Genomic DNA, 24,756 nt, shown 5'->3' with positions numbered 1-24,756 from the left:
ACAGCCGCCCCGGTTTCGGTCTAAGCTGAACCCGCCGAATGCATGGGGCGTCATCAGCCCGGGAGAGACCCGTACGTGAAACTCGACAAAGTCGTCTTCGCTTTTTTCATTGTTCTCGCATTGACCCTCAATTTCGGGTTCTTCGTCGGGGACATCGATAATCCGGATCATCACGACGCGCTGGAGCTTGGCGCCGCTCTCGCGGTAAGCCTGATCGCCACCATCCTCAAGTTCGGTGACCGCTCCCCCCTGGGCTCGGTGATGCTGGCCACCAGCCTGGTCGCCGACCTGCAATTGCTCGGCGCCGCCTTCATGTGGCTGTGGGCGACCAATGCCAGCGAAGCCGGCATGACCAGCTCGGTGCTGGCCAGCATCGTATCGTTCTCGGGCGGCGCGCTGCTGGCCAACCTCGTATCGGTGACCCTGCTGGTCGCCGAAACCGTCACCGCCCGACGCTGAAGCCGGCCACCGGCGGCATCCGGCATGGAGGACGTCATCCTGCTGACCATGCGGCGCATGCGCTCGCCGCTGATCCTGATGATCCTGGTGTACTCGGCCTCGGTCTTCGGGCTGGTCATGATTCCCGGCCAGGATCCACAGGGCCGTCCCATCGATGTCGGCTACCTGGACGCCGCCTATTACGTGGCCATCATGGCCACCACCATTGGTTTTGGCGAGATCCCGTATGCATTCACCGGCGCGCAGCGGCTGTACGCTTTTCTGATCATCCTGCCCAATGTCGGCGTGTGGCTGTATTCCTTCGGCACCATCCTGAGCCTGATCCTGGATCCGCAGTTTCGGGCGGTGCTGCGGCAGTCCCGCTTCCGGCGTCTGGTGCGCGGCACGGCAGAACCCTTTTACATCGTGTGCGGGTTCGGCAGCACCGGCAGCATGATCGTGACCGCGCTGGTGCGCCGCGGCTATGGCGCGGTGGTGCTGGAACGCGAGGAAGACATCATCCACCGCATGGAATTGCAACCGGAAATCTCCCGGGTACCGGCACTCAGCGGCGATGTCACCGACCGTGGACTGCTGGAATCGGCCGGGCTGCACCACCCGCAGTGTTGCGGCATCATCGCCATCACCAATGAAGATCACGCCAATCTGACCATTGCCATCACCAGCAAACTGCTGCGGCCCGAACTGAGCGTGATTGCGCGCAGCGAAAACCAGCGGGTGACGGCGAACATGGACTCGTTCGGCACCGATCATGTCATCGAGCCCTACGCCATTTTCGCCGAACGCTTCTACCTGGCGCTGAGTTCGCCCATCAAATACCTGGTGCAGGACTGGTTGATCAGCGTACCCGGCAGTGAACTGCGCGAACGCATGGAATTGCCGTCGGGCCGCTGGATCGTATGCGGTCTCGGCCGCTTCGGCTCACGGCTGGCCGAGCGACTGGAACAGGCGGGTCTGCCGTACACCGTGGTCGATGTGCATCCCGACCGCGTCGCGAATCAACCGGGATCCGTACTTGGCCGGGGCACCGAGGCGGCTACGCTGCTCGAAGCCGGCGTCGAGGATGCGGTCGGCATCATCGCCGGCACCGGCGATGACGTGGACAACCTGTCCATCGTCATGACCGCGCTGGAACTCAACCCGAAGCTGTTCACGGTGGCGCGCCAGGAGCGTCAGCAGAACGACGAACTGTTCGAGCGTTCCCACGCCCAACTGGTCGCGCGCCGAAGCCTCATCGTCGCACGTCGTGCGCTGTATATCGCCACGACACCCCTGATGCAGACGTTTCTGCATTACCTGGCCAGCGAAGACGAGGATTTCGCCCACCATGTCGCTTCGCGACTGAAGTCGGTACTGGGCGGACAGGCGCCAGCCATCTGGACCGAAACCCTCGAAGGGTCCCTGAGGAGCGGTCTCGACGAAGCCCGCGAGTACGGAACCGAAGTCCGCCTGGAGCACATCACCCAGCATTCGCGTACGCAGGTGGCCGAGGACCTGCCCTGCCTGTGCCTGTTGCTCGAACGCGGCGCATCACGGATTTTTCTGCCGCCCCCCGGGCAGGAACTGCACGCCGGTGACCGCCTGCTGTTCGCCGGCCGCAACCTCGCCCGGGATGAAATCCTCTGGACACTGACCGAGCCCTACGCGCTGATCGCCAATGCCACGGGGCGTCATATACCGCGCAGCGCGGTTTGGCGATGGATCGAACGCCATCGCGCGAATCCCTGACCGCTCACAGAATCACCCGGAAGCGGCGGGACGAAACCCGATCCGGTCCGGCCTGCAGCGAGATGCCCCGCCGGCGCTAACCCGTGCCTTTCGCTTTGGCTTCGCTCCAAAGTTCGAAGTCGCGCGCGAAACGTTTGCGCAAGCGTTCGGCCAGGTCCGGAACCAGTAACTCCGATGGTTTCGGCAAGCCACGTTTCGCGCGTATCCGGGCCGGTAGAAGATCCGCCGCATCATTCCCGTATTCGCCGTGCTGCGGACCTGCCGTTCGATTGAAATGTTCGACTTCAATGTGACGGCCGAATCGCTGCTCCAGCTCGGCCAGAAGCGGCTGCTGGTTTTCGGTCGTACTGATGAAATCGATGTTCTGGTGCACCAGGTAGGCGGATTGCGCCTTGAAGTGGGTGTCGAGCGCGGTATCCGGCACCTGTTCCAGGTAATCGACGAACTCGCGGAACGTGATCAGGCGCTCGTGATCGACCGGCTCCCCACGGTGTTCATACACCCAGTCGAGCGCGTCCTGAATCACCAGGTGATTGCGATTGTTGGGGTTTTTTCGCACCGGCGAGCGGACAAACTTGTCCAGGTAGCCGCTGACCGCCCGCTCCAGGGGATTGCGTAGCAACGTGAAATGGAAGTAATTGGCGTTGCCGAGAATCGCCGCGGCGTGTTCCGGCGTGTAGTCGGCCAGGACCAGGCCCGTTGGTTGGGCCAGCAGATTGACGTGGACGTCGCCGTCCAGCAGCACCTCGCTCGACGGGTGGCCGCTCAGCTCAACGAACAGACGCTTGTACGTTGTATTCGCGTTTTTCGCGATCGGGGTGTACATCACGCGATGGCGGTGCGAAACCAGGACCGTGATCATCGGCCATTGCATGACGTCGTATCGTAAATGCATCGTTTTTTATCCTGTTCGACGAATCATGCGACACGGCACCGGGTCGCATGATTGCGCAGATCGTAAATACCTTCGCCCGGCGTGCCCGTCCATGAAGCCGAGCTGCAGGATTCAGTCTCGCCTTCGAGGTTTATTCGGCCATTTCCCGCAAACGCACCCGCGCATTCTGAAAATGGCCCAGCAGGTCCGGAATGGGCGTGTTCCCGTAACCTTCGATCAGCCGGGTCTCGGACGCGTTGAGCACACGGAGCAAATCGGCGGCCGAACGCCGCCGGGCTTCCGGCTCGATACTGCCTACGGCGTGGAACCAGACCGGGCTGGTTTCCGCGTACAGGTAGCTGTCCAGCGCCGGCCAGCTTGCACTGGCGCCCGTGACACGCGCGGTGATCCAGCCGCCGGCAGGCGACTCGATCGTCCCGGAATAGTCCGCGCTGCCCGCCTCGTCACTGCCGGCAAGTTTCTGCACCGATACGCCGTTGACGAAAATCTCCACCGCATCGTACGGCAGTGCGGAGTGCACGGACAATGACCACTCCACCGTTTCCGCGGGCATTTCGAGTGCGCTGCCCGGCCCCTGCCCCGTAACGGTGAATTCCAGCAGAGGGCCATTGCTGATGAAACTCCTGCCGTCGCGCAAGCCGTCCAGGAAGTCATCATGATTCAGCGACTCGCCGGTGTTGACGTAGACCCGGGTCGAGCCGATCGCGAAGGTGCGGTAGTAGTTGTTCATGACATCGCTGCCCGCGGATGCCGCCAGCGGTATACCCAAGTTGAGCACCGCGTGCCACAACGCGGCCGTACCGATCTCATCGGTCCACAGGCAGGCCAGTTCGATCACGTCGACCTCGCCCAGCACGGCATCGGCGACGAAGCCGATGGGAACGGTGTTGATACCGGTCTCACTGAAGGGGTCGGCGACACCGACCGGATGAACGTAGCCACCCACTCCGCCCTCTGAGCGCGCATGGCGCAGCGCCGTGGCATTGGGCCGGTCGTCGTTCGCATAGACCTCGTAAAACGGACCCCAGATCCAGGGCCAGAACAGAGTGTCGATACCCAGCAACTGCAGGTGCCCGAGAAAATGCGACCGCACTTCCTGACCAAAATGAATCTGCGGCGTTTCTTCGTGGCGCCAACCCCACAGGCCCTGCTGCAGGAAGCGGTTGTGCAGGTTGGCCAGCAACGGATAACCCAGGGCCATGGCTTCGCCGCGCAGGTCGGGCAGGATGTCCTCCGGCGCCAACCGGTACGGGCCGCCATAGTTCAGGTGAAAATGATTGTCGGCCGCGTACCAGCCGTTCTCCGCCGCGTTCCACACCCGCTCCAGTTCCAGGGTCAGCCGGGCTTCGCCGTCTGCCGGAACGTCAATGGTTTGCCGGGCCTGCGGCGTTTCCAGGCCGTGGACGGCCGATACGGTGACCGGTCCGGCCGGCGCCAGCAGCGTGATTTCGCCATCGGAATACCAGAACACGCGGGCGTGCTGACCTTCGAAGCGCACCGCGCCCGTTTCCGGGATCACCGGATGACCGGAGCTGTCGACCGCGTTCAGTCGCGCCGCCACCGGCTGCCCGTCGATTTCCGTGCGCACCACCAGGCGGCCGGTGGGCGCACCCCAGTCCAGCTCGCCCACTGCAACCGGCTCCACGGTGCCGCCGGCCGTCCTGACCCGCTTGAGCGCGGTGCGCTCGTCGGCACCGGCCTCGGCGAAGTACACCCATTCACCGTCGTGACTGAAGGCCGGCGCCAGCGGCATGCCCAGGCTCTGGGTCAGCAGCACCGAGGTGCCGGGTGCATTCAGGGTGAGCAGTCGAAGTTCCCAGCCTCCGTCGTAAGGCCACACGTAGGCGAGATTGCGCCCGTCGGGCGACAACGCCAGGTCGGCCTGTGCGGTGATGCGATCCTCGACCAGGGTGGTGGCCTCGCCCGTGACCCGGTTCAGCAACTTGATGGCGTCGCGGGTTCCCTGCTTGTCGAGATACAGCAGCAGGCTGTCCGAATCCAGCAACAACGGGCGGCGCTTGAGCGGACGATTGAGCAACACGTCCGAATTCGTCACCGGCTGGCGCTCCAGGCTTTCCAGCTTCACTCTCCAGATTTCCAGCGGCCCCCCGTCGGCCGACGCGTAGTACACGTAGCGGCCGTCGGGATCGTACACCGGGTCGAGGTTGACCGCCTCGACGTCGACCAGCACCTGCTCGACTCCGCTGGTGACATCCAGTTGCACGATACTGAGCTGCCTGCCGCTGTCGCGGATGAATACCAGCCGCTCGCCGTCCGGCGACCATTCCGGACGCGAGTCCATGCCCGCGGCACGGGTGATGCGCCGGGCCTTTCCGTCCGCCACGTCCATCAGCCAGAGCCAGCCGTAAGCCGCGAACGCAAGCTGCCCACCATCCGGAGACGGTGCCGGATCCATGGGACCGGCATTGAGCATCGGCAGCTCGAACCCTTCCAGGTAGACCTGGTGGTTGAAACCGTCGACCGGGGGATAAGTGTGGGTCCACTGAGCCCGTGTGGCCGGTGACGCCAGCGCGGCAGCGAGCAGCGACACCGAAAGCAAAACACGTGAAACAAAGAAACGTTGCATGGGTCAGTTAATCCTGGTCGGAATCATGTTTGAAGCGTAAACGGGTCGGCATCTGCCTGGAACGGAAACTTGCCGCGCACGGCTTCGACCTGCGAGCGGTCGAGGCTGACGAGGCGGGTTTCTTCTTCCGCGCCCAGTTCGCAAACGGTTTCTCCCAGCGGATCGAAGATCAGGCTGCATCCCGGGTAGGCGATGCCGTTGCCATCCTCACCCGCCCGGTTCAGGCCGATCACCCAGGCCTGATTCTCGATCGCGCGGGCGCGCAGCAGGGCCTGCCAGTGCTCAACGCGGCTGGCCGGCCAGTTGGCGACGAATATCTGCAGATCAAAATCACCACGGTGCCGGCACCACGCCGGAAAGCGCAGGTCGTAGCAGACCTGCAGTGATGTCCGCCAGGGACCGAGGGGAACCGTCACGCGTTGCGAGCCCGGCGCGTATCGCTTGTTCTCGCCCCCGTACGAAAACAGGTGCCGCTTGTCGTAGGTGTGCACGTCTCCCGCCGGGGTGACCAGCAGGAAGCGGTTAAAGCGTTTGCCGTCCTCGACGATGACCGCGCTGCCGGCCAGGCTGCCCTGGTGGCGAACCGCGAGCTCGCGCATCCACTCGAGTGTCGGGCCGTCCATGCCTTCATTCGGCACATCGGGGTCACCCAGAAAGCCGGTGGTGAAGGTTTCCGGAAAAACCGCGAGATCAAAGGGACTTTGTGCCTGCTCCAGCAGATCCTCGAGGTGCGCGCGGTTCTCGGCTGGCTGCTTCCAGCCCAGGGTCGCCTGGACCAGCAATACCTGCAAGTGGTCGCCGGGAATGGGATGGCCGGGATGGGATGGCGTTGCGGACATTCAGTCGTGCCTCTCGAATTTCAGTGTGTTGCTATACGGCGGAGCGCCAGTGTAACCCAGCCCCCGGCCGCGTTTCAGGCGGCAAACCACCAGTCGGCGCCCTCGCGCCGCCCCATCCGTTGCAGCACGGCGCGAATTTCCGGACGTGCCGATGGCACCCCCACCGCCACCAGGATGATCGCCTCACGGGCGCGACGGCCGGCCTCTTCGAAATGCCACACCGGCCGGCCGCGTTTGCACCCGCCGATTCGGCGCGGATGCACGTCCACAAATCCCTGCACGGTGACGGATTCCCGGGACAGGGCATCATGGAGATCGCGACCACCGGGACCGGCGCCCCAGATCACGACCGGCCGGCCCTGTAACTCATCGGCGGCCAGAAAATGGGCGCGCGCGGCCGTGAATCGCTCCTGCGCGTAACGTGGATCGATGCGGGATGCGCGGTCCGGATGATCCCGCCAGCGCAGCAGCACACCTTCCGGTTTGCCACACCGGTAGCCGGCGGACGCCGCCCGCAGCAGAAAGTCGTAATCCTCGGGCCAGCCGGCGTCGCGGTAGCCCCCGAGGCGCCGCACCACGCTGCGCGGCATCAGCCAGGTGGGGTGCGGCAGGGGACATTCAATGAAGCGCTCGCGGTGAATGGCACCCGGTGAGCGCAGAACATTGATCCACCGCTGATAACGTTGGTTGCCCGCTCCCAGTTCACCTTCGGCGAACAATTCCACCTCGGTGCCGGCAATGGCCACCGAGGGATTCCTGGCGAGGTAATCGAGTTGTGTGCGGAGTCGCTTGGGCAGCGCGATGTCGTCGGCATCCATGCGGGCGATGTAATGGCCGCGCGCGGCGCGCAGACCGGTGTTGAGCGCATCGATCAGACCGCCGCCGGCATTGGCGATGAAGCGTATCCGCGCATCCCTGGACGGTAGCGACTCCAGGGCGCCGTCGGAACTGTGGTCGTCGACCAGGATCAGTTCGAAATCGCAGTTTTCCTGCGCCAGGATGCTGCCGACGGCCGCGGCCAGGTGGGGTCCGCCGTCACGGACCGGCAGCACCACCGAAACCGCGGGTTCCATCGGCCCGGGTCAGGCCTCCGGGCGCAGGTAGGGAAACAGCAGCACGTCGCGGATGGAGGGCGAATCGGTGAACAGCATCACCAGGCGATCGATGCCGACGCCCTCCCCGGCCGTCGGTGGCATGCCGTATTCCAGCGCGCGCACGTAGTCGGCGTCGTAGTGCATGGCCTCGAGATCACCGGCGTCCTTGCTTTCCACCTGGGCACGAAAGCGCTCGGCCTGGTCTTCCGGGTCGTTGAGTTCGGAGAAGCCGTTGGCGATTTCGCGGCCGGCGATAAACAGTTCGAACCGGTCGGTAATGCGCGGATCATCGTCGTTGCGACGCGACAGCGGCGAGACTTCGGTGGGATATTCGGTGATGAACACCGGTCCCGTCAGATGCGGCTCGGCCACTTCTTCGAACAGTTCCATCAGCAGCCGGCCGGGGCCCCAGGTTTTTTCGGTGTGAATCGAACGATCGGCGCAGGCGGTGCGAAGAGTCGTCTCATCCCACAGGTCGGCGTCGGCCAGTTCCGGCGCGTGACGGCGCACCGCATCCTCGACACTGAGACGCTCGTAGGGGCCGCCGAAATCCAGTTCCTCGTCCTGGTAAATCACCCGGGTACCGCCGGTCAGTTCGAGGGTCAGGCCCGACAGCATCTGCTCGGTGAGCGACATCAGATCGTTGTAGTCCGCGTAGGCCCAGTAGAATTCCAGCATCGTGAATTCCGGGTTGTGGCGGGTGGAAACGCCCTCGTTGCGGAAATTGCGGTTGATTTCATACACCCGCCCCAGACCGCCGACGATCAGTCGCTTGAGATACAGTTCCGGCGCCACGCGCAGGTACATGTCGATGTCCAGCGCGTTGTGGTGGGTGACGAAGGGTCGCGCGGTGGCGCCGCCCGGAATGGGGTGCATCATCGGCGTTTCCACTTCCAGAAACTCACGTCCCGGCGCCTCCATGAAGGCGCGAATGTAGCTGATGATGCGTGAGCGGGTGCGGAACACGGCGCGCGCGGGTTCATTGACGATCAGATCGACGTAGCGCTGGCGGTAACGCATCTCGGTATCGGTCAGACCGTGCCATTTCTCCGGCAGCGGACGCAGCGCCTTGGACAGCAGTTTCAGTTCGTCCACACGCAAGGACAATTCACCCTTGTTGGTACGGAACACGCGGCCACGGCCACCGATGATGTCGCCGACGTCCCAGTGCTTGAAACGGGCGTAATCACCTTCGGGCAGGTTGTCGCGCTGCACCACGAACTGAATCGGCCCGCTGTGGTCCTCAACGCGAACGAAGGCGATTTTTCCCATCACGCGCTTGGCCAGCATGCGGCCCGCCAGGGTGAACGACTGCTCCACCGCCTCGAGCGCTTCGTCGGACTGGTCTTCGTAATTGGCGCGTAATTCGGCGGCCAGGGTGTCGACCCGGAAATCGTTCGGATAGGCCTGACCGCCTTCGCGCAGTTCGGCCAGCTTGCGCCGGCGCTCGGCGATCAGCTTGTTCTCGTCGGGCGCGGCGCCGGTTGGTTCCTTCACCGGTTTGTTGGGCTTTTCACTCATTGCGGTCTTCTCCGGCCTACAGGCCTTCCTTCAGCGACGCCTCAACGAAACCGTCGAGGTCGCCATCGAGCACGCCCTGCGTGTTGCCCACTTCAACGTGGGTGCGCAGGTCCTTGATACGCGACTGGTCGAGCACATAGGAGCGAATCTGGCTACCCCAGCCGATATCGGACTTGGAGTCTTCCAGTTTCTGGTGCTCTTCGTTGCGCTTCTGCAGTTCGAACTCGTAGAGCCGGGCGCGCAACTGTTTCATTGCCTGGTCGCGGTTCTTGTGCTGCGAACGGTCGTTCTGGCATTGCACCACGATGCCGGTGGGCTCGTGAGTGATGCGCACGGCCGAGTCGGTGGTGTTCACGTGCTGACCGCCGGCGCCGGACGACCGGTAGACATCGATGCGCAGATCAGCGGGATTGATGTCAATTTCGATATCGTCATCCACTTCCGGCGATACGAAGACGGCCGCGAACGAGGTGTGGCGGCGATTGCCCGAATCGAACGGTGACTTGCGCACCAGGCGATGGACGCCGGTCTCGGTGCGGCACCAGCCGTAGGCGTAGTCACCGCGGATGTGGATGGTCGCGCTCTTGATGCCGGCGACTTCGCCGGGCGAGACTTCGATCAACTCGGCATCCCAGCCGCGGCGCTCGGCCCAGCGCAGATACATTCGCAACAGCATCTCGGCCCAGTCCTGGGCCTCGGTGCCGCCGGAGCCGGCCTGGATGTCGAGATAGCACGGCCGGTCGTCCATCTCTCCGGAGAACATACGCTCGAATTCCAGCCGTTCCACCTCGGTCCGCATGCGGTCCAGGTCCTGCACCACCGAATTGAGCACTTCCTCGTCGTCTTCCTCGGCCGCGAGGTCGAGCATCTCGGTGGCATCGGCAAGGCCCTGCGACAGGGAACCGAGCGTTTCGACGACCCGTTCAAGACGGGCACGCTCGCGCCCCAGGCCCTGAGCCCGTTCGGGATCGTTCCAGATTTCCGGGTTTTCGAGCTCGCGATTTACTTCTTCGAGCCGGTCACGCTTGCCGGCATAGTCAAAGATACCCCCTGAGCCCTTCGGAACGGCTCTCGAGGTCTTCGATCAGAGTGCGTGCGGGGTTGAGTTCCACAGCCATAGGACCCGTAGTGGCAAAACGCTGCATTCTACACCAAAGCGGTGGCCGCAAGCGCGCCGGCAGCGGCCTTCAGACCCGCAACCCGGTCCAGCCACCAGGGTTTTATTTTCCTATACTTCAAGCGCGCGGCTGTGGGGGCGGCTTCGCGCATTCATCCCTTAGACGAAGACATTGAGGAGTCCTTATGAACGCTCCAAACCACGCCCTATCTGCCATACTCATCGCGCTGCTGGCGCTGCTCGCAAGCGGCCTTTTGCCGGCACAGGAATCCCCCGCCAACCTGTCGGAAGCCTGGTACGTGACGGTCAAACCCGGCCACCAGGCGGCCTTCGAGACTGCCTTCAAGGAACACGCCAGGGTGCGTAATGACCACGGCGACCCTCGTTCGTGGGACGTATTTACACCCATCACCGGTGAGAATCTGTACGTCTACGGCATTCGAACCTGCTGCTTTTCCTGGCCCGATCAGGACGCCTACGATCAATGGAACCGTGACAACGCAGCGGTGATGGAGCACTGGTCATCGGAGGTCGATCCGCACGTCGAGCACTATGGCCACTACTTCTACGAAACCGACAGTGCCAATAGCCACTGGACAGACAACGGTGAGCCGGTGCGGCTGGTCGGGGTCACCGAGTTTTATCCGGCGCCCGGACACAGCGCCGATTTCACAGCCGCCCGCACTGAACTCAGCCAGGTGGCCATCGAGCAGGGTTGGACAGAGGGCGGTCACCGCTGGGCCTGGCTGAACCGAATTGGTGGCAAACCCGTGACGATTCTGGCCGTGGCATATTCCAACTACGCGGCGATGAATCCCCAGGACCCCAGCTTCTACGAATTCCTCAGCGACCATCTGGGTGCGGATCGCGCCAACGCATTGATGAAGCAACTCTCGGGCAGCACCCGCGGCTCGAAGTATTCGATCTGGGCCCATCGGGCCGACCTGACCGCGGCCGAGTAATTCCTGTACATTTGGCGGTCACCAGACTGAGCCGCGGACCCGGCACGCGGCTCAGTCTAATTGTGCAACTGAGAAATGGTATTCTAGCCCTCAGATTGTTCCAAAGATTCCGACCACCGCAGGAAAAACCCAGTGACCGAACTCGATGAATTCCGGGCCGAAGCCCGCGACTGGCTCGCAACCCATTGCCCCGAATCCATGCGCACACCGTACCGCACCGAAGCCGATCTGTGCTGGGGCGGACGCCATTATGCGTTCCAGAGCGATGACCAGGAGCGCTGGCTGCGCGCGATGGCGGACCGAGGATGGACCGCACCGACCTGGCCCGCCGAATATGGCGGCGGCGGCCTCGATCGCGAACATGCCAAGATTCTGCAGGAGGAAATGAACCGCATCAGTGCACGGCCGCCGCTGTACAGTTTCGGCATTTCCATGATCGGGCCGGCCCTGCTTCACTACGGCAGCGAGGAACTGAAACAGCAACACCTGCCGCCCATCGTTCGCGGCGAAATCCGCTGGGCGCAGGGCTACAGCGAGCCCAATGCCGGTTCCGACCTGGCCAGCCTGCAGGCGCGCCTGGAAGACCGCGGCGACCACTTCATCCTCAACGGCTCCAAGATCTGGACCTCGTACGGCGACAAGGGCGACTGGATGTTCTGCCTGGTCCGCAGCGACAGCGAAGCGCCGCGCCACGCGGGCATCAGCCTGGTGCTGTTTGATATGGCCACACCCGGCGTCAGCACTCGACCGATCCGCTTGATCAGCGGCAAATCGCCCTTTACCGAAACTTTCTTCGAGGATGTGCGGGTGGAGAAAAACCAGGTGGTCGGAGAACTCAACGCCGGCTGGACCGTGGCGAAATACCTGCTTACCCACGAGCGGGAAATGATCGGGACCTTCGGCATCGAGCCCAGCGGCGCCGAGCCGTTGCGGGCCATGGCGGTACGGGCCATCGGACTGGATGGGGAGCGGCTCGCCGACCCCAGCCTGCGCAACGACATCGCCTGGCTGGAGATCGATACCGCGGCGCTGGACCTGACCATGGAGCGGGCCCGCGACGAAGTGAAGGCGGGTGCCAGCCTGGGCGCGCGATCCAGTCTGTTCAAATACTGCGGCACCGAACTCAACATGCGGCGTCAGGAACTGATCATGGCCATCCACGGCGCTCATGCCCTCGACTGGGACGGCGCGGATACGGCCGATGGGCAAATCCCCCGCACCTGGTTGCGCTCACGCGGCAACGCCATCGAGGGCGGCACCTCCGAAATCCAATTGAACATCGTCGCCAAGCACATGCTTGGCCTGCCGGGCTGAGGTGACACCGTGGCGTTGACACTCAACGAAGAACAGACCATGTTGCGGGACTCGGCCCGCGAATTCCTGCAGCAGCGCGCTCCGGTGCAGCACCTGCGCAGCCTGCGTGACGACGAATCCGCCACCGGCATGTGCGCCGACCTGTGGCGCGAAATGACGGAGCTGGGTTGGCCGGCCATCGCCATTGACGAGTCCGATGGGGGACTGGGTTTCGGCTTTACCGGCCTGGGCATCGTGCTGCAGGAAACCGGCCGAACCCTGACTCCCAGCCCACTGCTGACCAGCGCGATGATGAGTGCAGCGGCCATCCGCCACGGCGCCTCCGCCACACAGCGAGAGACCTGGCTGCCGGACATCGCGGCCGGTCAATCGATTCTCGTGCCGGCCTGCGACGAGCAGACCCGCCACAATCCCGAGGCGATCGAAACCCGGATCGAAAATCACGGTGGAGAGCTGAAACTCACTGGCGCCAGACGTCATGTGCCCGATGGCATGGCCGCCGATGCCTTCCTGGTAAGTGCGCGCAATGAAGAGGGCGACATCGTACTCGTGCGCGTCGCAGCCAATGCGACCGGGCTGGCGCGCGAACCCGTTCGATTGCTTGATACCCATATCGGAGCCCACCTTCGTTTCGACGCCATTTCGCTGTCCGCCGATGACGTGCTGGGCGGACCCGGCGACCGCTCGGCCACCCTGCACCACCTGCTCGATACCGGGGTCATCGGCCAGTCCGCCGAGTTGCTGGGAGTCGCCAGCGAGGCCTTCGAACGCACCCTGAACTACCTGCGTGAACGCAAGCAGTTCGGTGTGCCCATTGGCAGCTTTCAGGCCTTGCAGCATCGCGCCGCCGACCTGTGCAACGATCTTGAACTGGGCACGTCGCTGGTGTTGCACGCACTGCACCGGCTCGACCAGCCCGGAGGCGGCAACGAACTCCCGTCCCTGTCGGAAACCGCCAGCATGACCAAGGCCAGGCTAGCAGCCATCGCGATGCGCGCCACCGCCGAAGCCATCCAGATGCATGGCGGTATCGGTATGACGGACGAATTCGACATCGGCTTCTTCTACAAGCGGGCACGCATCCTGGAGACTCTGCTCGGTGACCGCCACTTCCATCTCGATCGCTTCGCTCGCCTGCGCGGCTACTGATTCCGGGGCACGGCTTACGCTGCGCCCACTCACACATGGCAACGAGGTCTCACCACACCATGAAAGACATTGAAACCTATCTCGCTTCCCTGTTCGGTCTACAGGGTCGCAAGGCCCTGGTCACCGGCGGCGGCAGCGGTATCGGACTGATGATTACGCGGGCGCTTGCCGGTGCCGGCGCGGACGTGTACATCGCATCGAGGCGGCTGGAAGCCTGCGAGAAAGCCGCCACCGATCTGGCAGACCTGCCCGGTTCGGTGATTCCACTGCAGGCGGACTTGCAGTCCGAAGACGGTGTCAACGCGCTGGCCGCGGCCATTGCCGATGACACCGAAAAACTGGACATCCTGGTGAACAACTCCGGGCGCAGCTGGGGCGCTCCGCTGGAGCAGTTTCCGTGGTCGGCCTGGCAAGACGTGATGAATCTGAACGTGACCGCGCAGTTCACCCTGACCCGCCAGCTCATTCCCCTGCTGACCGCGGCCGGGAAACCGGACCAGCCGGCCCGGGTGATCAACATCGGATCGGTCATGGGCACCATGCCGCACGGATTCCCTGCCTACTCGTACTCGGCCAGCAAGGCCGCGGTTCATCACCTGACCCGGATCCTGGCCAATGAACTCGCCGACCGGGCCATCACGGTCAACGCGATCGCCCCGGGACCGTTCCCCAGCGGCATGACCGCATTCTTCACCGAAGACCCCGAGACCGCATCCGCGGTGGAACAAGCCGTGCCGCTGGCCCGCTTCGGCAAGCCGGAGGACATGGCCGGGCTGATCCTGTGCCTGTGCGGCGCCGGCGGCGCCTACATCAGCGGCGCCATCGTACCGCTGGACGGCGGCATGACGGCTTTCCGCACACCCGGCATCGAGCAAGGCCTCAGCCACTGAGTAAACATGGGGCCAGAGTAATTGTGGGGTCAGAGTAAAGGGACAGAGTAAGTGTGAGTAAGCGTGGGGTCAGAGTAAAGGGACAGAGTAAATTCCAGAACAGGTTTCCAACTGCATGGCCTTAGCATTTTACTCTGTCCCTTTACTCTGACCCCGGACTCTGACCCCGGACTCTGTCCCTTTACTCTGACCCCATACTTACGATGCGTTCGACGCGGAGCTGACAGGTTTCGCTGCCGCGCCAGCGGTTGATGTCGAGGCGGTACAGCAGGCGGGCGGTGCCGCTGCCCGGGAGGTCCTCGGGCAGGTGGTTGAAGGCAATGGCATCAACGACCTCGCGGGCGCCCGGCGCGCGCACCTGCATCTTGAGGTGCGCTCCACCCACCACCCGGTGATCGACCACCGCGAAGTGGCCGTCGAACAGGGGTTCCGGAAAGCGCTGTCCCCACGGGCCTGCCCGCTCCAGTTCACGCGCCAGTTCCAGACCCAGGTCGTCCGGCTCCAGGCTGCCGTCGGTGAGAATTTCAGCCTCCAGGCTGCCATCGCCCAGCAACTCCCTGACGGCGCTATCGAGCCCACCGCGAAAACGTTCGAGGTGTTCCCGCGCCAGGCTGAGGCCAGCCGCCATCGCGTGCCCCCCGAAAGCGCGCATCAGACCCGGCTCCCGCGCTTCCAGCAGGGCCAGGGCATCGCGTATGTGCAATCCCCGCACCGAACGGGCCGATCCCTTGAGCCAGTCCGAGCCCGGCTCCTCGGGCGCGAAGGCCACCACCGGCCGGTGCACGGCGTCCTTGACCCGGGAGGCCACCAGGCCGACCACGCCCTGGTGCCAGTCCTCGTCGAACAGGCAGAGGGCATCGGGCAGGCTGGCTTCGGCCCGCAGGGATTCGGTGAGCTCACCCACCTGGCTCATGGCTTCGATCTGCATCTGTTCCTGCATATCGCGGCGCTGCCGATTCAACTCGTCGAGCTGGGCCGCCATTCGGTCGGCCTGGTCCCGGTCTTCGCTGAGCAGGCAGCGGATGCCGACGCTCATGTCTTCCAGCCGGCCGGCCGCGTTGAGGCGGGGCCCGACCGCGAAACCCAGGTCCGCCGCACTGGCGAAGCGGTAGTCGCGCTTGCCCGCGCGCAGCAACGCCATCAGCCCGGGGCGTGCCAGGCCGCGGCGGATGCGCTCCAGGCCCTGGCGCACCAGCACACGGTTGTTGTGATCGAGCGGCACCAGATCCGCCACCGTACCAAGCGCGACCAGATCCAGCAGAGACGCCAGGTTGGGTTCGCGCCGCCCGCCCCCGAACCAACCGGCGTCACGCAGCGCCTGACGGGTGCGCCCGGCCAGATAGAACATCACCCCGACGCCGGCCAGGGCCTTGCTGCCGAAATCGTCTCCGGCGCAGTTGGGGTTGACGATGGCGTCCGCGGGCGGCAGGGTTTCCCCCGGCAGATGATGGTCGGTGACGATGACCCGGCTGCCGAGTTCCCGGGCACGCCCCACGCCCGCCACGCAACCAATTCCTGAATCGACGGTGACCAGCAGATCCGGTGGATCCCCCGCCAGGGTTTCGACCAGCGCCGGGGTCAGGCCGTAACCGAACTCGAATCGGTTGGGAACGCGGAAATCGACATGAGCCGCGCCCATGGCCCGCAGGGCCAGCACCGCCACGGCAGTTCCGGTGGCGCCGTCGGCATCGAAGTCGCCGACGATCAGGATGCGCTGACCCTCGACCACGGCGCGGGCCAGCAACTCGGCGGCCGTATCGATTCCCCCCAGGGTGTCGGGCCGCAGCAGATCCGCCAGCCCCAACCGCAATTCTTCCGCCGACCGGACGCCGCGGGCACACAGTACGCGCTGCAACACCGGGTGCAGTCCTTCCGAGGCCAGCTCCGGCACGGTATCGGGCACCGGCCGCTGGCGGATGATCGCCGGCGCCTTCAAGCGGCGGCCTCCACCGCGAACACGTCGGCCACCGGCCGGCTTCGGCGCCACCAGGCCCCACGCCATCCGTGACGGGCCTGGAAGCCGCGCCTGCCACCGTAGATCGCCAGCGTGGCAACCCGATCCAGGCGGGCCACGGCCTGATCCAGCGCCTGCAACTGCCCTTCGGCTTCGGAAGACGTCCCGGCCCAGTCGATGAAAACCGGTCCCGTACCCTGCCCGATCGCACGGACCGCCGTGCTCACGACCTCGTCCACCTCCCCGAAAGGCTGCAACTCCCCCCCATAACATCGCGCCAGTCCGGCGCTGATCGAGTGGTCGGAAATCACGGTTGCGGGCCCACCCGCCAGCGCTGGTGAAGGGGCCGGCCCGTCACCCCACAACCATATGCCGTTGATGACCGGGCGGCCGCTGGCGCGGCGGCCGGCATTGACCGGATGGTGATGCAGAATCATCTGCAGTTCATTGCTGAGCCGCCGCCAGGGCAGGCCGGCCGGGCCAGGCGGTAATTGATCGGCGATGTCGGCGCCCAGCGCCCGATGCAGGGGTGTGAACTCGGCGTCCGGGGCGCACGGCAGGCGGACTGCCCAATCCTCGCCACCGCCCGCCGATACACGGCGGACAAACTGCAGGCCGTGCTGTTCGAGTTCCGCGCTTACGGCCGCGGCCAGCGCCGTACGTTCGGCGGCGTCGAAGCCGTCCAGGCCAGCGCCCGACAGGTAGACCTGGCTCATGGAGGCGCTCAGGGTGACCGGATCCGCGCGCAGCCAGTGACCGTCGACCCGTTCTCCTGCGGCAGCGCAGGCAGTCAAGGCTCCGGCGGGCGCCCGGTCCGGCGAATCAGCTCCGAGCAGGGTCATGCGCGCCGCCTCGGGCCCGTCCGGTAATGGGGGAAGTGCCAGGCCGCGGGAAATCAGGGACTCGAGCGCGGGGCATCGCGACCCCGGCGCGGCGCTCGCCCAGGCGGGCAAAGCCTCCGCGTACAGGATGACGGGCGCGCCGGCCATTGCGCCGGCGTTCAGCGATATTCGACGCCGACGATCTCGAAATCGCGCTCGCCGCCGGGCGCTCGAACGGTGACGACGTCACCTTCCGTATGGCCAATCAGGGCACGAGCGATGGGCGAAGTCACGGCGATGCGGTTGTGTTTGATGTCCGCCTCGAGATCGCCAACGATCTGGTAGGTGGTCTCATCGCCGGATTCTTCGTCGGCGATGGTCACCGTCGCCCCGAACACGATCTTGCCGTTGGGGTTGAGCGTCGTGACGTCGATGACCTGGGCGTTGGACAGTGTGGATTCCAGGCGCTGAATCCGGCCTTCGATGAACCCCTGCTGTTCACGCGCCGCATGGTATTCGGCATTTTCCTTGAGGTCGCCGTGAGCGCGGGCTTCCGCGATGGCGGCGATGATCTGCGGGCGCTCCACTTTTTTCAGCTGCGCCAGTTCTTCACGCAGGCGCTCGGCGCCTGCCAGGGTAATCGGTTCTCTTTGCATGATGTCCTTCGTACAGTCGTTCAGGCTTCAAGCCCGCGGTGCAATTGTTGGAGGCTGTGCACCGTGTAATCTTCTTCGTGATCCAGGGCGCGCAGAGTCGCTCGGCCGCCCGCTATGGTCGTAGAGTAGCTCACTTTGTGCTGCAGGGCTTCGCGCCGGATGGAGAAGGAATCGGAAATGGCCTGTCGGCCCTCCGTGGTATTGACGATGAAATGGATTTCCTTGTTCTTGATCAGGTCGACCACGTGCGGCCGGCCCTCCATGACCTTGTTGACCAGCTCGCAGTCGATGGATTCCCCGCGCAGGAAATCGCAGGTGCCACGCGTGGCGACCAGCTGGTAACCGCGGCCAATCAGTTCGCGGGCGATCGGCAACAGTTCATCCTTGTCGCCATCGCGCACACTGAGGAAAGCCTTGCCCGGGCGTGGCAATCCGTAACCGGCGGCTTTCATGGACTTGGCGCGGGCGCCGCCCCAACTCCAGGCAATGCCCATCACCTCGCCGGTGGAACGCATCTCGGGTCCCAGGATGGGATCCACTCCGGGGAACTTGATGAACGGGAAAACGGCTTCCTTGATTGAAAAGAAATTAGGTATGATTTCTTTTGTAAACCCTTGTTCTTTTAAACTTTTTCCGGCCATTACACGGGCGGCAATTCCGGCCAGGGGTACACCCGTCGCCTTCGAGACGAAAGGCACCGTACGCGACGCGCGCGGGTTGACCTCGAGCACGAACACATCATTGCCGCGTACCGCGAACTGCGCGTTCATCAGCCCCACCACCTGAAGCTCCACGGCCATCAAGCGCATCTGCCGGCGCAGTTCATCCTGCATGGCGGTGCTCAGCGAGTAAGGCGGAATGGAACAGGCTGAATCACCCGAATGCACGCCCGCCTGCTCAATGTGTTCCATGATGCCGCCGATCAGCACATCTTCACCGTCACACACGGCATCCACATCGATTTCCAGCGCATGATCGAGGAAACGGTCGAGCAGCACCGGAGAAGCATTGGAGACTTCCACGGCGGCGGTCATGTAACGGCGCAGTTCGTCCTCGGCGTGCACGATGTCCATGGCCCGGCCGCCCAACACGTAGGACGGGCGCACCACCAGCGGATAGCCGATTTCCTCCGCCCGAGACACTGCCTCTTCGATGCTGGTGGCGGTGCGGTTGGGTGGCTGTTTCAGCTCGATGCGCTCGAGCAGGTTCTGAAAACGTTCGCGATCCTCGGCGAGATCGATGCAATCAGGCGTGGTGCCGATGATGGGCACGCCGGCCGCCTCCAGATCACGAGCCAGCTTCAATGGCGTCTGGCCACCGAACTGGACGATTACGCCGGCGGGTTGCTCCTTGGCGACGATTTCGAGCACGTCTTCAAGGGTCAGCGGGTCGAAGTACAACCGGTCGGAAGTGTCGTAGTCGGTGGACACGGTCTCCGGGTTGCAATTGACCATGATCGTTTCGTAACCGTCGTCACGCAGCGCCAGCGCCGCGTGCACGCAACAGTAATCGAACTCGATCCCCTGCCCGATCCGGTTGGGACCGCCGCCCAGCACCATGATCTTGCGCCGGTCGCCCGGGTTCGATTCGCACTCTTCCTCGTAGGTGGAGTACATGTAGGCGGTCGAAGTGGCAAACTCGGCGGCACAGGTATCGACCCGTTTGTACACCGGACGGATGCCCATTTCATGGCGATGTGCGCGCACTTCGTGTTCGTCCACGCCCAGCAGCGACGCCAGGCGTGCGTCCGAAAATCCCTTGCGCTTCAGGCCGCGCAGTACGGCTTTCTGCAGGGACTCGAGCGGTACACCGCGGATGGTCTGTTCGTCCTGCACCAGGTCTTCGATCTGGGCCAGGAACCAGGGATCGACCCGGGTCCAGTTGAAAATCTCATCGAAGCTCAGGCCTTCGCGGAAGGCATCCGCGATGTAAAGGATGCGTTCCGCACCGGCCTCGCGCAGCTCGCGGCGCAGAATGGTCTGACGCTCTTCGGCGTCCTCACCTTCGAGGATTTCGTCCAGGCCGTCGCGGTCGGTTTCCAGGCTACGCAGGGCCTTCTGCAACGATTCCTGGAAGGTGCGGCCGATGGCCATGGCCTCGCCGACGGATTTCATCTGGGTGGTCAGGCGGGCATTGGCGGCCGGGAATTTCTCGAACGCGAAGCGTGGAATCTTGGTGACGACGTAATCGATGGCCGGTTCGAACGAGGCCGGGGTCGCACCGCCGGTGATTTCGTTACGCAACTCGTCCAGGGTGAATCCGACCGCCAGCTTGGCCGCCACCTTGGCGATCGGGAAACCGGTGGCCTTGGACGCCAGAGCCGATGAACGCGACACACGCGGGTTCATCTCGATGATTACGATCCGGCCGTCCTCCGGGTTCACGGCGAACTGGACGTTGGATCCGCCGGTGTCCACGCCGATCTTGCGCAGCACCGCGATGGAGGCGTCACGCAGGCGCTGGTATTCCTTGTCGGTGAGGGTCTGGGCCGGCGCCACGGTGATGGAATCGCCGGTGTGCACGCCCATCGGATCGAAATTCTCGATGGCGCAGATGATGATGCAGTTGTCACGCCGGTCGCGCACCACCTCCATTTCGAATTCCTTCCACCCGAGCACGGACTCTTCGAGCAGAACTTCGTTGGTGGGCGACAGCTCCAGGCCGCGCGACACGATTTCCTCGAATTCCTCGCGGTTATAGGCGATGCCGCCGCCGGAACCACCCATGGTGAACGACGGCCGGATGATGGTCGGAAAGCCGATGCGGTCCTGGTGCTGCAGCGCTTCCTCCAGGCTGTGCGCGATGGCGGCGCCAGGCACCTCCAAACCGATTTCGATCATCGCATCGCGAAACTTTTCGCGATCCTCGGCCATGTCGATGGCGTCACGCGAAGCGCCGATCATTTCCACGCCGTAACGCTCGAGGACGCCCTCTCGCGCCAGATCGAGCGCGCAGTTGAGCGCGGTCTGCCCGCCCATGGTGGGCAGCAGAACATCCGGCTTCTCACGGGCGATGATCTGTTCCACGGTGCGCCATTCGATGGGCTCGATGTAGATGGCATCGGCCATCTCGGGGTCGGTCATGATCGTGGCGGGATTGGAGTTGACCAGGATGACCCGGTAGCCCTCCTCACGCAGCGCCTTGCAGGCCTGGGCTCCGGAGTAGTCGAACTCGCAGGCCTGGCCGATGACGATCGGGCCGGCGCCGATGATCAGAATGCTTTCAATGTCATTGCGGCGTGGCATCAGCGGGCCTCCCGCAGCACGGTAACGTTGCCGGTTTCTCCGGCATCGTCCATCAGTTTGATAAATCGATCGAACAGGCTTGCAATGTCGTGCGGGCCGGGACTGGCTTCGGGGTGGCCCTGGAAACTGAACACCGGCGCGTCCTTCAATTCGATGCCCTGCAGGGTGCCGTCGAACAGCGACCTGTGGGTGGCACGCACCGTATCCGGCAGACTGTCCTCGTCGACCGCGAACCCGTGATTCTGACTGGTGATGGCGACCGCACCCGTTTCGAGATCCTGCACCGGATGGTTGGCGCCATGATGGCCAAAACTCATTTTGAGGGTTTTCCCACCCATCGTCAGCGCCAGCAATTGATGGCCCAGGCAGATGCCGAACATCGGAATACCGGTCTTGAGCAAACGGCCGATGGCCTCGATGGCGTAGCCACAGGGTTCGGGATCACCGGGCCCGTTGGACAGGAACACACCGTCAGGCTCCAGGGCCAGTACTTCGTCGGCCGAAGTGGTTGCAGGCACCACGGTGATGCGGCAACCGCGATCCGCCAGCAGCCGCAGAATGTTGCGTTTGACGCCGAAGTCATAAGCCACCACGTGACGTGTGGCCTCCGACTCATGCCACGACACCGAATCCAGGTCCCAGCTGCCCTGGGTCCATTCATAGCGTTTTTCCGTGGTGACTTCCCGTGCCAGGTCGAGGCCCTGCATGCCAGGAAAGGCCCGCGCCAGTTCCAGCGCCCGTTCCGCCGACTGCTCTTCCCCCGCCCCGGCGACGATGGCGCCGCGCTGCGCCCCTTTCTCCCGCAGGATGCGGGTGAGCTTGCGGGTGTCGATATCGGCGATGGCGACCACGCCCTCGCGTTCCAGGTATTCCGGCAGGGTCTCGGTCATGCGCCAGTTGCTGGCGCGCAGCGGACAATCGCGAACGATCAGGCCGCCGGCCATGACGCGGTCGGATTCGACGTCCTGCTCATTACAACCGGTGTTGCCGATGTGGGGATACGTGAGGGTGACGAGTTGACGGGCGTAGGACGGGTCCGTGAGGATTTCCTGGTAACCCGTCATCGCGGTATTGAAAACGACTTCTCCGGAGGATTCACCGGGCGCGCCGATGGAAAGACCATGGAAAACCGTTCCGTCTTCCAGGGCCAAAACTGCGGACTTGCTCAAGATTCAACCTCCGGACATGAAAAACGGGAAAGCCCGACGAGGCTGTTCCCGCTTAGAATTCGCTGAATTTGTTTCTAAGCGCTCAGATTTTAGCGGAGGTGCCCCGGCCCTGTCTAATGCCGTTCGCCGAAACGAACGCCGCGAGACACCCGCCGGTCATCGACCGGCCAGCCAGTCGGCGGCGCGATAACGTCCGGGGGCCTGCCGGCACAGCCAACAGGCCGCATCCGCGGCGCCGCTCGCGAAGATCCCACGATCCAGCGCGTCGTGGGTGAGTTCCAGTACTTCGCCATCCATGTCGAAGCGGATGACATGCCGTCCCACCACCTCGCCTTCGCGATCGTCCGTATAACGGACTGGCGGCGCGTCCTCGCCACGTGAGGCCTCGATCGCGCGGCCCAGGGCCAGCGCGGTGCCCGACGGGGCGTCTTTTTTGTGCCGATGATGCACATCGTGGATGCTTACGGGCACCTGGTCATCGAGCGCGGCCGCGACGGTGCGACACAGGGATTCCAGCAGGTTTACGCCCACGCTCATGTTCGGAGCCCACAGCACGGGAACCTGGCCGGCCGCCCGGTCCAGCGCGGCGAAAGCCGCCTCGTCCAGGCCGGTAACCCCGCTGACGAATGGCATGCCGTTGCCGGCGCACCAGTCCGCCGCGGCCACCGTGCCGGCCGGCAGGGAAAAATCGATCATGACATCGGCATCGACGTCCAGCGTGTCGAGGGCATCGGCGTACACCGCGTCCTGCAACCAGCCGGGACGCTGCAGCGAGACCACCGCAACCACCTCGACTCCACGGCTCGTTGCGACACCGTGGATGGATTCGGCCATGCGGCCGCCCCCATGCAGTATGGCGCGAATCATGCGATGCCTCAGGAGGTCATGCGTTCGAAGAAGTCCCGCACGCTGCTGAGCCAGGACTCGGTACGGGGATTGTTTTCGCTGCCCTCATCACCGTGCGATTCGGCGAATTGGCGCAACAGCTCTTTCTGTGCACGGGTGAGCTTGACCGGGGTCTCGACCACGATGCGGCACATCAGGTCGCCTTCGCTGCGGCTGCGCACCGATTTGACGCCCTTGCCACGCAGGCGGAACAGCCGGCCGGTCTGGGTTTCGGCGGGCACTTTCAGTTTGACCTGCCCACCGAGTGTCGGAATCTCCAGTTCACCCCCCAGCGCCGCGGTGGTGAACGGAATGGGAACCTCGCAGTACAGGTCGTCACCGTCGCGTTCGAATATCCGGTGCGGACGCACGCGGATCTCGACATAGAGGTCTCCGGCCTGTGATGCATTCGGCCCGGCCTCGCCTTCGCCGGCCAGCCGTATGCGATCGCCATTGTCCACGCCCGGCGGAATTTTCACCGACAGGGTCCGGGTCTCGCGCACCCGCCCCTGTCCGCCGCATTCCGAGCAGGGATGCGCAATGCGTTCGCCCTGCCCCCGGCAACTCGGACAGGTCTGCTGCACGGAAAATATGCCCTGCTGCATTCGCACCTGGCCGGCGCCGCCGCAGGTGCTGCAGGTTTCGCGCTGTCCGTCCTGTGAGCCAGAACCGTCGCACGCCTTGCAACTCCCCAGGGTGGGAACCTTGATCTCGCGGCTGATGCCCTGAACGGCCTCTTCGAGGTCCAGGTCGAGGGTGTATTTCAGGTCGGAACCACGCTGCCGCTGCTGGGCGCGCCGGCCGCCACCAAAAATATCACCGAAAATGTCGCCAAAGATGTCACCGACGTCGCCGTGGAATCCACCCGGACCCTGTCCACCACCCATCGAGGGGTCGACCCCGGCATGCCCGAATCGATCGTAGGCAGCCCGCTTCTGCGGGTCCTTGAGCACTTCGTAGGCCTCCTTGGCCTCCTTGAACTGCTCTTGCGCGGCTTCATCCGGATTGCGGTCCGGATGGAATTTCATCGCCAGTCGGCGATACGCTTTTTTCAAATCACCGTCGCTGGCATCTTTGCTGACGCCGAGAATTTCGTAGTAGTCGCGCTTGGCCATACCCGCTTCCCTGTTGCTGCACCAGATTTAGGGCCCGGACCCGGTCAATTCAAGGCGGCCGCGTGGTATTGCCCGGAATTGATCGCTTTTGATCGGTGAATCAGAACAGATACAAAATATGGCAATAGATCCGCAGCGCGCCGTGATACGCCCCATCCAAAACATACGGGCTCCAGTCTCCTTTCCCGTTTCGCCCGGGAGTGAACCTTCGCCTTTTGACAATCAGGGCTGGGTGCCACTGAGGTCCGCCGCGCGCTGTGACATGCCCCTTCCAGGACTCGGCATAAACCCGTCCCTGGGGCCTTGATCGAAAACGTCCTGTTTTCGACAGTCCTGGAAGGGGCATGTCACATCAC

General features: G+C 64.0%; 19 protein-coding genes. 6 read left to right on the top strand and 13 right to left on the bottom strand.

All coding sequences use genetic code 11. From position 1 onward, the window contains the following. The first annotated feature begins 75 nt into the window (after positions 1 to 75). Both V3330_RS11155 and V3330_RS11150 read left to right on the top strand, forming a co-directional pair. Entirely contained in the window at positions 76 to 459 is a 384-nt protein-coding gene (locus V3330_RS11155) for a DUF6394 family protein (protein WP_354695504.1), read from the top strand. Between the two features lie 24 nt (positions 460 to 483). Further along, positions 484 to 2,187 carry a potassium channel family protein gene (locus V3330_RS11150; RefSeq protein ID WP_354695503.1) on the top strand — a complete coding sequence of 568 codons (1,704 nt, stop codon included), beginning with the start codon at positions 484 to 486 and terminating at the stop codon, positions 2,185 to 2,187. A 76-nt stretch (positions 2,188 to 2,263) separates the two neighbouring features. Here the strand turns inward: V3330_RS11150 and V3330_RS11145 are convergent, their stop codons facing one another. From V3330_RS11145 to prfB, 6 genes are all read right to left on the bottom strand, one after another. Next, the gene (locus V3330_RS11145; protein ID WP_354695502.1) at positions 2,264 to 3,082 is read right to left on the bottom strand and encodes a sulfotransferase family 2 domain-containing protein; all 819 of its coding nucleotides are present in this window, start codon (positions 3,080 to 3,082) and stop codon (positions 2,264 to 2,266) included. Between the two features lie 130 nt (positions 3,083 to 3,212). Beyond that, positions 3,213 to 5,669, bottom strand: a complete 2,457-nt coding sequence (locus V3330_RS11140) for a CehA/McbA family metallohydrolase (RefSeq protein ID WP_354695501.1) — start codon at positions 5,667 to 5,669, stop codon at positions 3,213 to 3,215. 23 nt (positions 5,670 to 5,692) lie between these two features. Further along, positions 5,693 to 6,508 (bottom strand): nitrilase-related carbon-nitrogen hydrolase, encoded by an 816-nt coding sequence (locus tag V3330_RS11135; protein ID WP_354695500.1) that lies wholly within the window; start codon positions 6,506 to 6,508, stop codon positions 5,693 to 5,695. Between the two features lie 74 nt (positions 6,509 to 6,582). Next, positions 6,583 to 7,581, bottom strand: coding sequence for a glycosyltransferase (locus tag V3330_RS11130; protein WP_354695499.1), 999 nt, complete (start codon positions 7,579 to 7,581; stop codon positions 6,583 to 6,585). Between the two features lie 9 nt (positions 7,582 to 7,590). Further along, the gene (lysS, locus tag V3330_RS11125) at positions 7,591 to 9,123 is read right to left on the bottom strand and encodes a lysine--tRNA ligase (RefSeq protein ID WP_354695498.1); all 1,533 of its coding nucleotides are present in this window, start codon (positions 9,121 to 9,123) and stop codon (positions 7,591 to 7,593) included. Between the two features lie 16 nt (positions 9,124 to 9,139). Continuing rightward, positions 9,140 to 10,241, bottom strand: a protein-coding gene (gene prfB, locus V3330_RS11120; protein ID WP_354695708.1) for a peptide chain release factor 2 whose coding sequence is annotated in 2 segments (ribosomal slippage) — positions 9,140 to 10,162 and positions 10,164 to 10,241 — 1,101 coding nt in all. Because the reading frame shifts where the segments join, the coding sequence is not laid out codon by codon here. Positions 10,242 to 10,425: 184 nt separating this feature from the next. Between prfB and V3330_RS11115 the strand changes: the two genes are divergently transcribed. The 4 genes from V3330_RS11115 to V3330_RS11100 all read left to right on the top strand — a co-directional run bounded on the left by V3330_RS11115 (position 10,426) and on the right by V3330_RS11100 (position 14,555). Then, positions 10,426 to 11,202, top strand: a complete 777-nt coding sequence (locus V3330_RS11115) for an NIPSNAP family protein (RefSeq protein WP_354695497.1) — start codon at positions 10,426 to 10,428, stop codon at positions 11,200 to 11,202. Positions 11,203 to 11,334: 132 nt separating this feature from the next. Continuing rightward, the gene (locus tag V3330_RS11110) at positions 11,335 to 12,516 is read left to right on the top strand and encodes an acyl-CoA dehydrogenase family protein (RefSeq protein ID WP_354695496.1); all 1,182 of its coding nucleotides are present in this window, start codon (positions 11,335 to 11,337) and stop codon (positions 12,514 to 12,516) included. 9 nt (positions 12,517 to 12,525) lie between these two features. Continuing rightward, positions 12,526 to 13,665 (top strand): acyl-CoA dehydrogenase family protein, encoded by a 1,140-nt coding sequence (locus V3330_RS11105; protein WP_354695495.1) that lies wholly within the window; start codon positions 12,526 to 12,528, stop codon positions 13,663 to 13,665. Positions 13,666 to 13,724: 59 nt separating this feature from the next. Continuing rightward, a complete protein-coding gene (locus V3330_RS11100) occupies positions 13,725 to 14,555 on the top strand; it encodes an SDR family oxidoreductase (RefSeq protein ID WP_354695494.1) in 831 nt (276 codons plus the stop codon). Between the two features lie 181 nt (positions 14,556 to 14,736). Here V3330_RS11100 and recJ read toward each other — a convergent pair whose 3' ends face one another. From recJ to dnaJ, 7 genes are all read right to left on the bottom strand, one after another. Next, the gene (recJ, locus tag V3330_RS11095; protein ID WP_354695493.1) at positions 14,737 to 16,491 is read right to left on the bottom strand and encodes a single-stranded-DNA-specific exonuclease RecJ; all 1,755 of its coding nucleotides are present in this window, start codon (positions 16,489 to 16,491) and stop codon (positions 14,737 to 14,739) included. After that, positions 16,488 to 17,498, bottom strand: coding sequence for a hypothetical protein (locus tag V3330_RS11090; RefSeq protein ID WP_354695492.1), 1,011 nt, complete (start codon positions 17,496 to 17,498; stop codon positions 16,488 to 16,490). The genes recJ and V3330_RS11090 overlap by 4 nt, the downstream gene beginning before the upstream one ends. Positions 17,499 to 17,509: 11 nt before the next feature. After that, a complete protein-coding gene (gene greA / locus V3330_RS11085; RefSeq protein ID WP_354695491.1) occupies positions 17,510 to 17,986 on the bottom strand; it encodes a transcription elongation factor GreA in 477 nt (158 codons plus the stop codon). 20 nt (positions 17,987 to 18,006) lie between these two features. After that, positions 18,007 to 21,231 carry a carbamoyl-phosphate synthase large subunit gene (gene carB, locus V3330_RS11080; RefSeq protein ID WP_354695490.1) on the bottom strand — a complete coding sequence of 1,075 codons (3,225 nt, stop codon included), beginning with the start codon at positions 21,229 to 21,231 and terminating at the stop codon, positions 18,007 to 18,009. Continuing rightward, positions 21,231 to 22,400, bottom strand: a complete 1,170-nt coding sequence (gene carA, locus V3330_RS11075; protein ID WP_354695489.1) for a glutamine-hydrolyzing carbamoyl-phosphate synthase small subunit — start codon at positions 22,398 to 22,400, stop codon at positions 21,231 to 21,233. The genes carB and carA overlap by 1 nt, the downstream gene beginning before the upstream one ends. A 156-nt stretch (positions 22,401 to 22,556) precedes the next feature. Next, complete coding sequence (dapB, locus tag V3330_RS11070) at positions 22,557 to 23,267, bottom strand: 4-hydroxy-tetrahydrodipicolinate reductase (protein WP_354695488.1); 711 nt, start codon at positions 23,265 to 23,267, stop codon at positions 22,557 to 22,559. An 8-nt stretch (positions 23,268 to 23,275) separates the two neighbouring features. After that, positions 23,276 to 24,400 carry a molecular chaperone DnaJ gene (gene dnaJ / locus V3330_RS11065; RefSeq protein WP_354695487.1) on the bottom strand — a complete coding sequence of 375 codons (1,125 nt, stop codon included), beginning with the start codon at positions 24,398 to 24,400 and terminating at the stop codon, positions 23,276 to 23,278. Positions 24,401 to 24,756: the final 356 nt, after the last annotated feature.

The sequence above is a fragment of the Elongatibacter sediminis genome (assembly GCF_037892215.1).
Classification (GTDB): domain Bacteria; phylum Pseudomonadota; class Gammaproteobacteria; order Xanthomonadales; family SZUA-36; genus Elongatibacter; species Elongatibacter sediminis.
Note: the sequence above shows the minus strand (reverse complement) of the source record. Positions and strands in the feature narration are given on the sequence as shown.

What these genes read in the sequence shown, in the direction of transcription:
- V3330_RS11150 (WP_354695503.1), top strand. Translation starts at nt 484, where the DNA reads ATGGAGGACGTCATCCTGCTGACCATGCGGCGCATGCGCTCGCCGCTG.
- V3330_RS11090 (WP_354695492.1), bottom strand. Translation starts at nt 17,498, where the DNA reads ATGGCCGGCGCGCCCGTCATCCTGTACGCGGAGGCTTTGCCCGCCTGG.
- carB (WP_354695490.1), bottom strand. Translation starts at nt 21,231, where the DNA reads ATGCCACGCCGCAATGACATTGAAAGCATTCTGATCATCGGCGCCGGC.
- V3330_RS11140 (WP_354695501.1), bottom strand. Translation starts at nt 5,669, where the DNA reads ATGCAACGTTTCTTTGTTTCACGTGTTTTGCTTTCGGTGTCGCTGCTC.
- lysS (WP_354695498.1), bottom strand. Translation starts at nt 9,123, where the DNA reads ATGAGTGAAAAGCCCAACAAACCGGTGAAGGAACCAACCGGCGCCGCG.
- V3330_RS11100 (WP_354695494.1), top strand. Translation starts at nt 13,725, where the DNA reads ATGAAAGACATTGAAACCTATCTCGCTTCCCTGTTCGGTCTACAGGGT.
- V3330_RS11135 (WP_354695500.1), bottom strand. Translation starts at nt 6,508, where the DNA reads ATGTCCGCAACGCCATCCCATCCCGGCCATCCCATTCCCGGCGACCAC.
- V3330_RS11115 (WP_354695497.1), top strand. Translation starts at nt 10,426, where the DNA reads ATGAACGCTCCAAACCACGCCCTATCTGCCATACTCATCGCGCTGCTG.
- V3330_RS11145 (WP_354695502.1), bottom strand. Translation starts at nt 3,082, where the DNA reads ATGCATTTACGATACGACGTCATGCAATGGCCGATGATCACGGTCCTG.
- dapB (WP_354695488.1), bottom strand. Translation starts at nt 23,267, where the DNA reads ATGATTCGCGCCATACTGCATGGGGGCGGCCGCATGGCCGAATCCATC.
- dnaJ (WP_354695487.1), bottom strand. Translation starts at nt 24,400, where the DNA reads ATGGCCAAGCGCGACTACTACGAAATTCTCGGCGTCAGCAAAGATGCC.
- greA (WP_354695491.1), bottom strand. Translation starts at nt 17,986, where the DNA reads ATGCAAAGAGAACCGATTACCCTGGCAGGCGCCGAGCGCCTGCGTGAA.
- V3330_RS11130 (WP_354695499.1), bottom strand. Translation starts at nt 7,581, where the DNA reads ATGGAACCCGCGGTTTCGGTGGTGCTGCCGGTCCGTGACGGCGGACCC.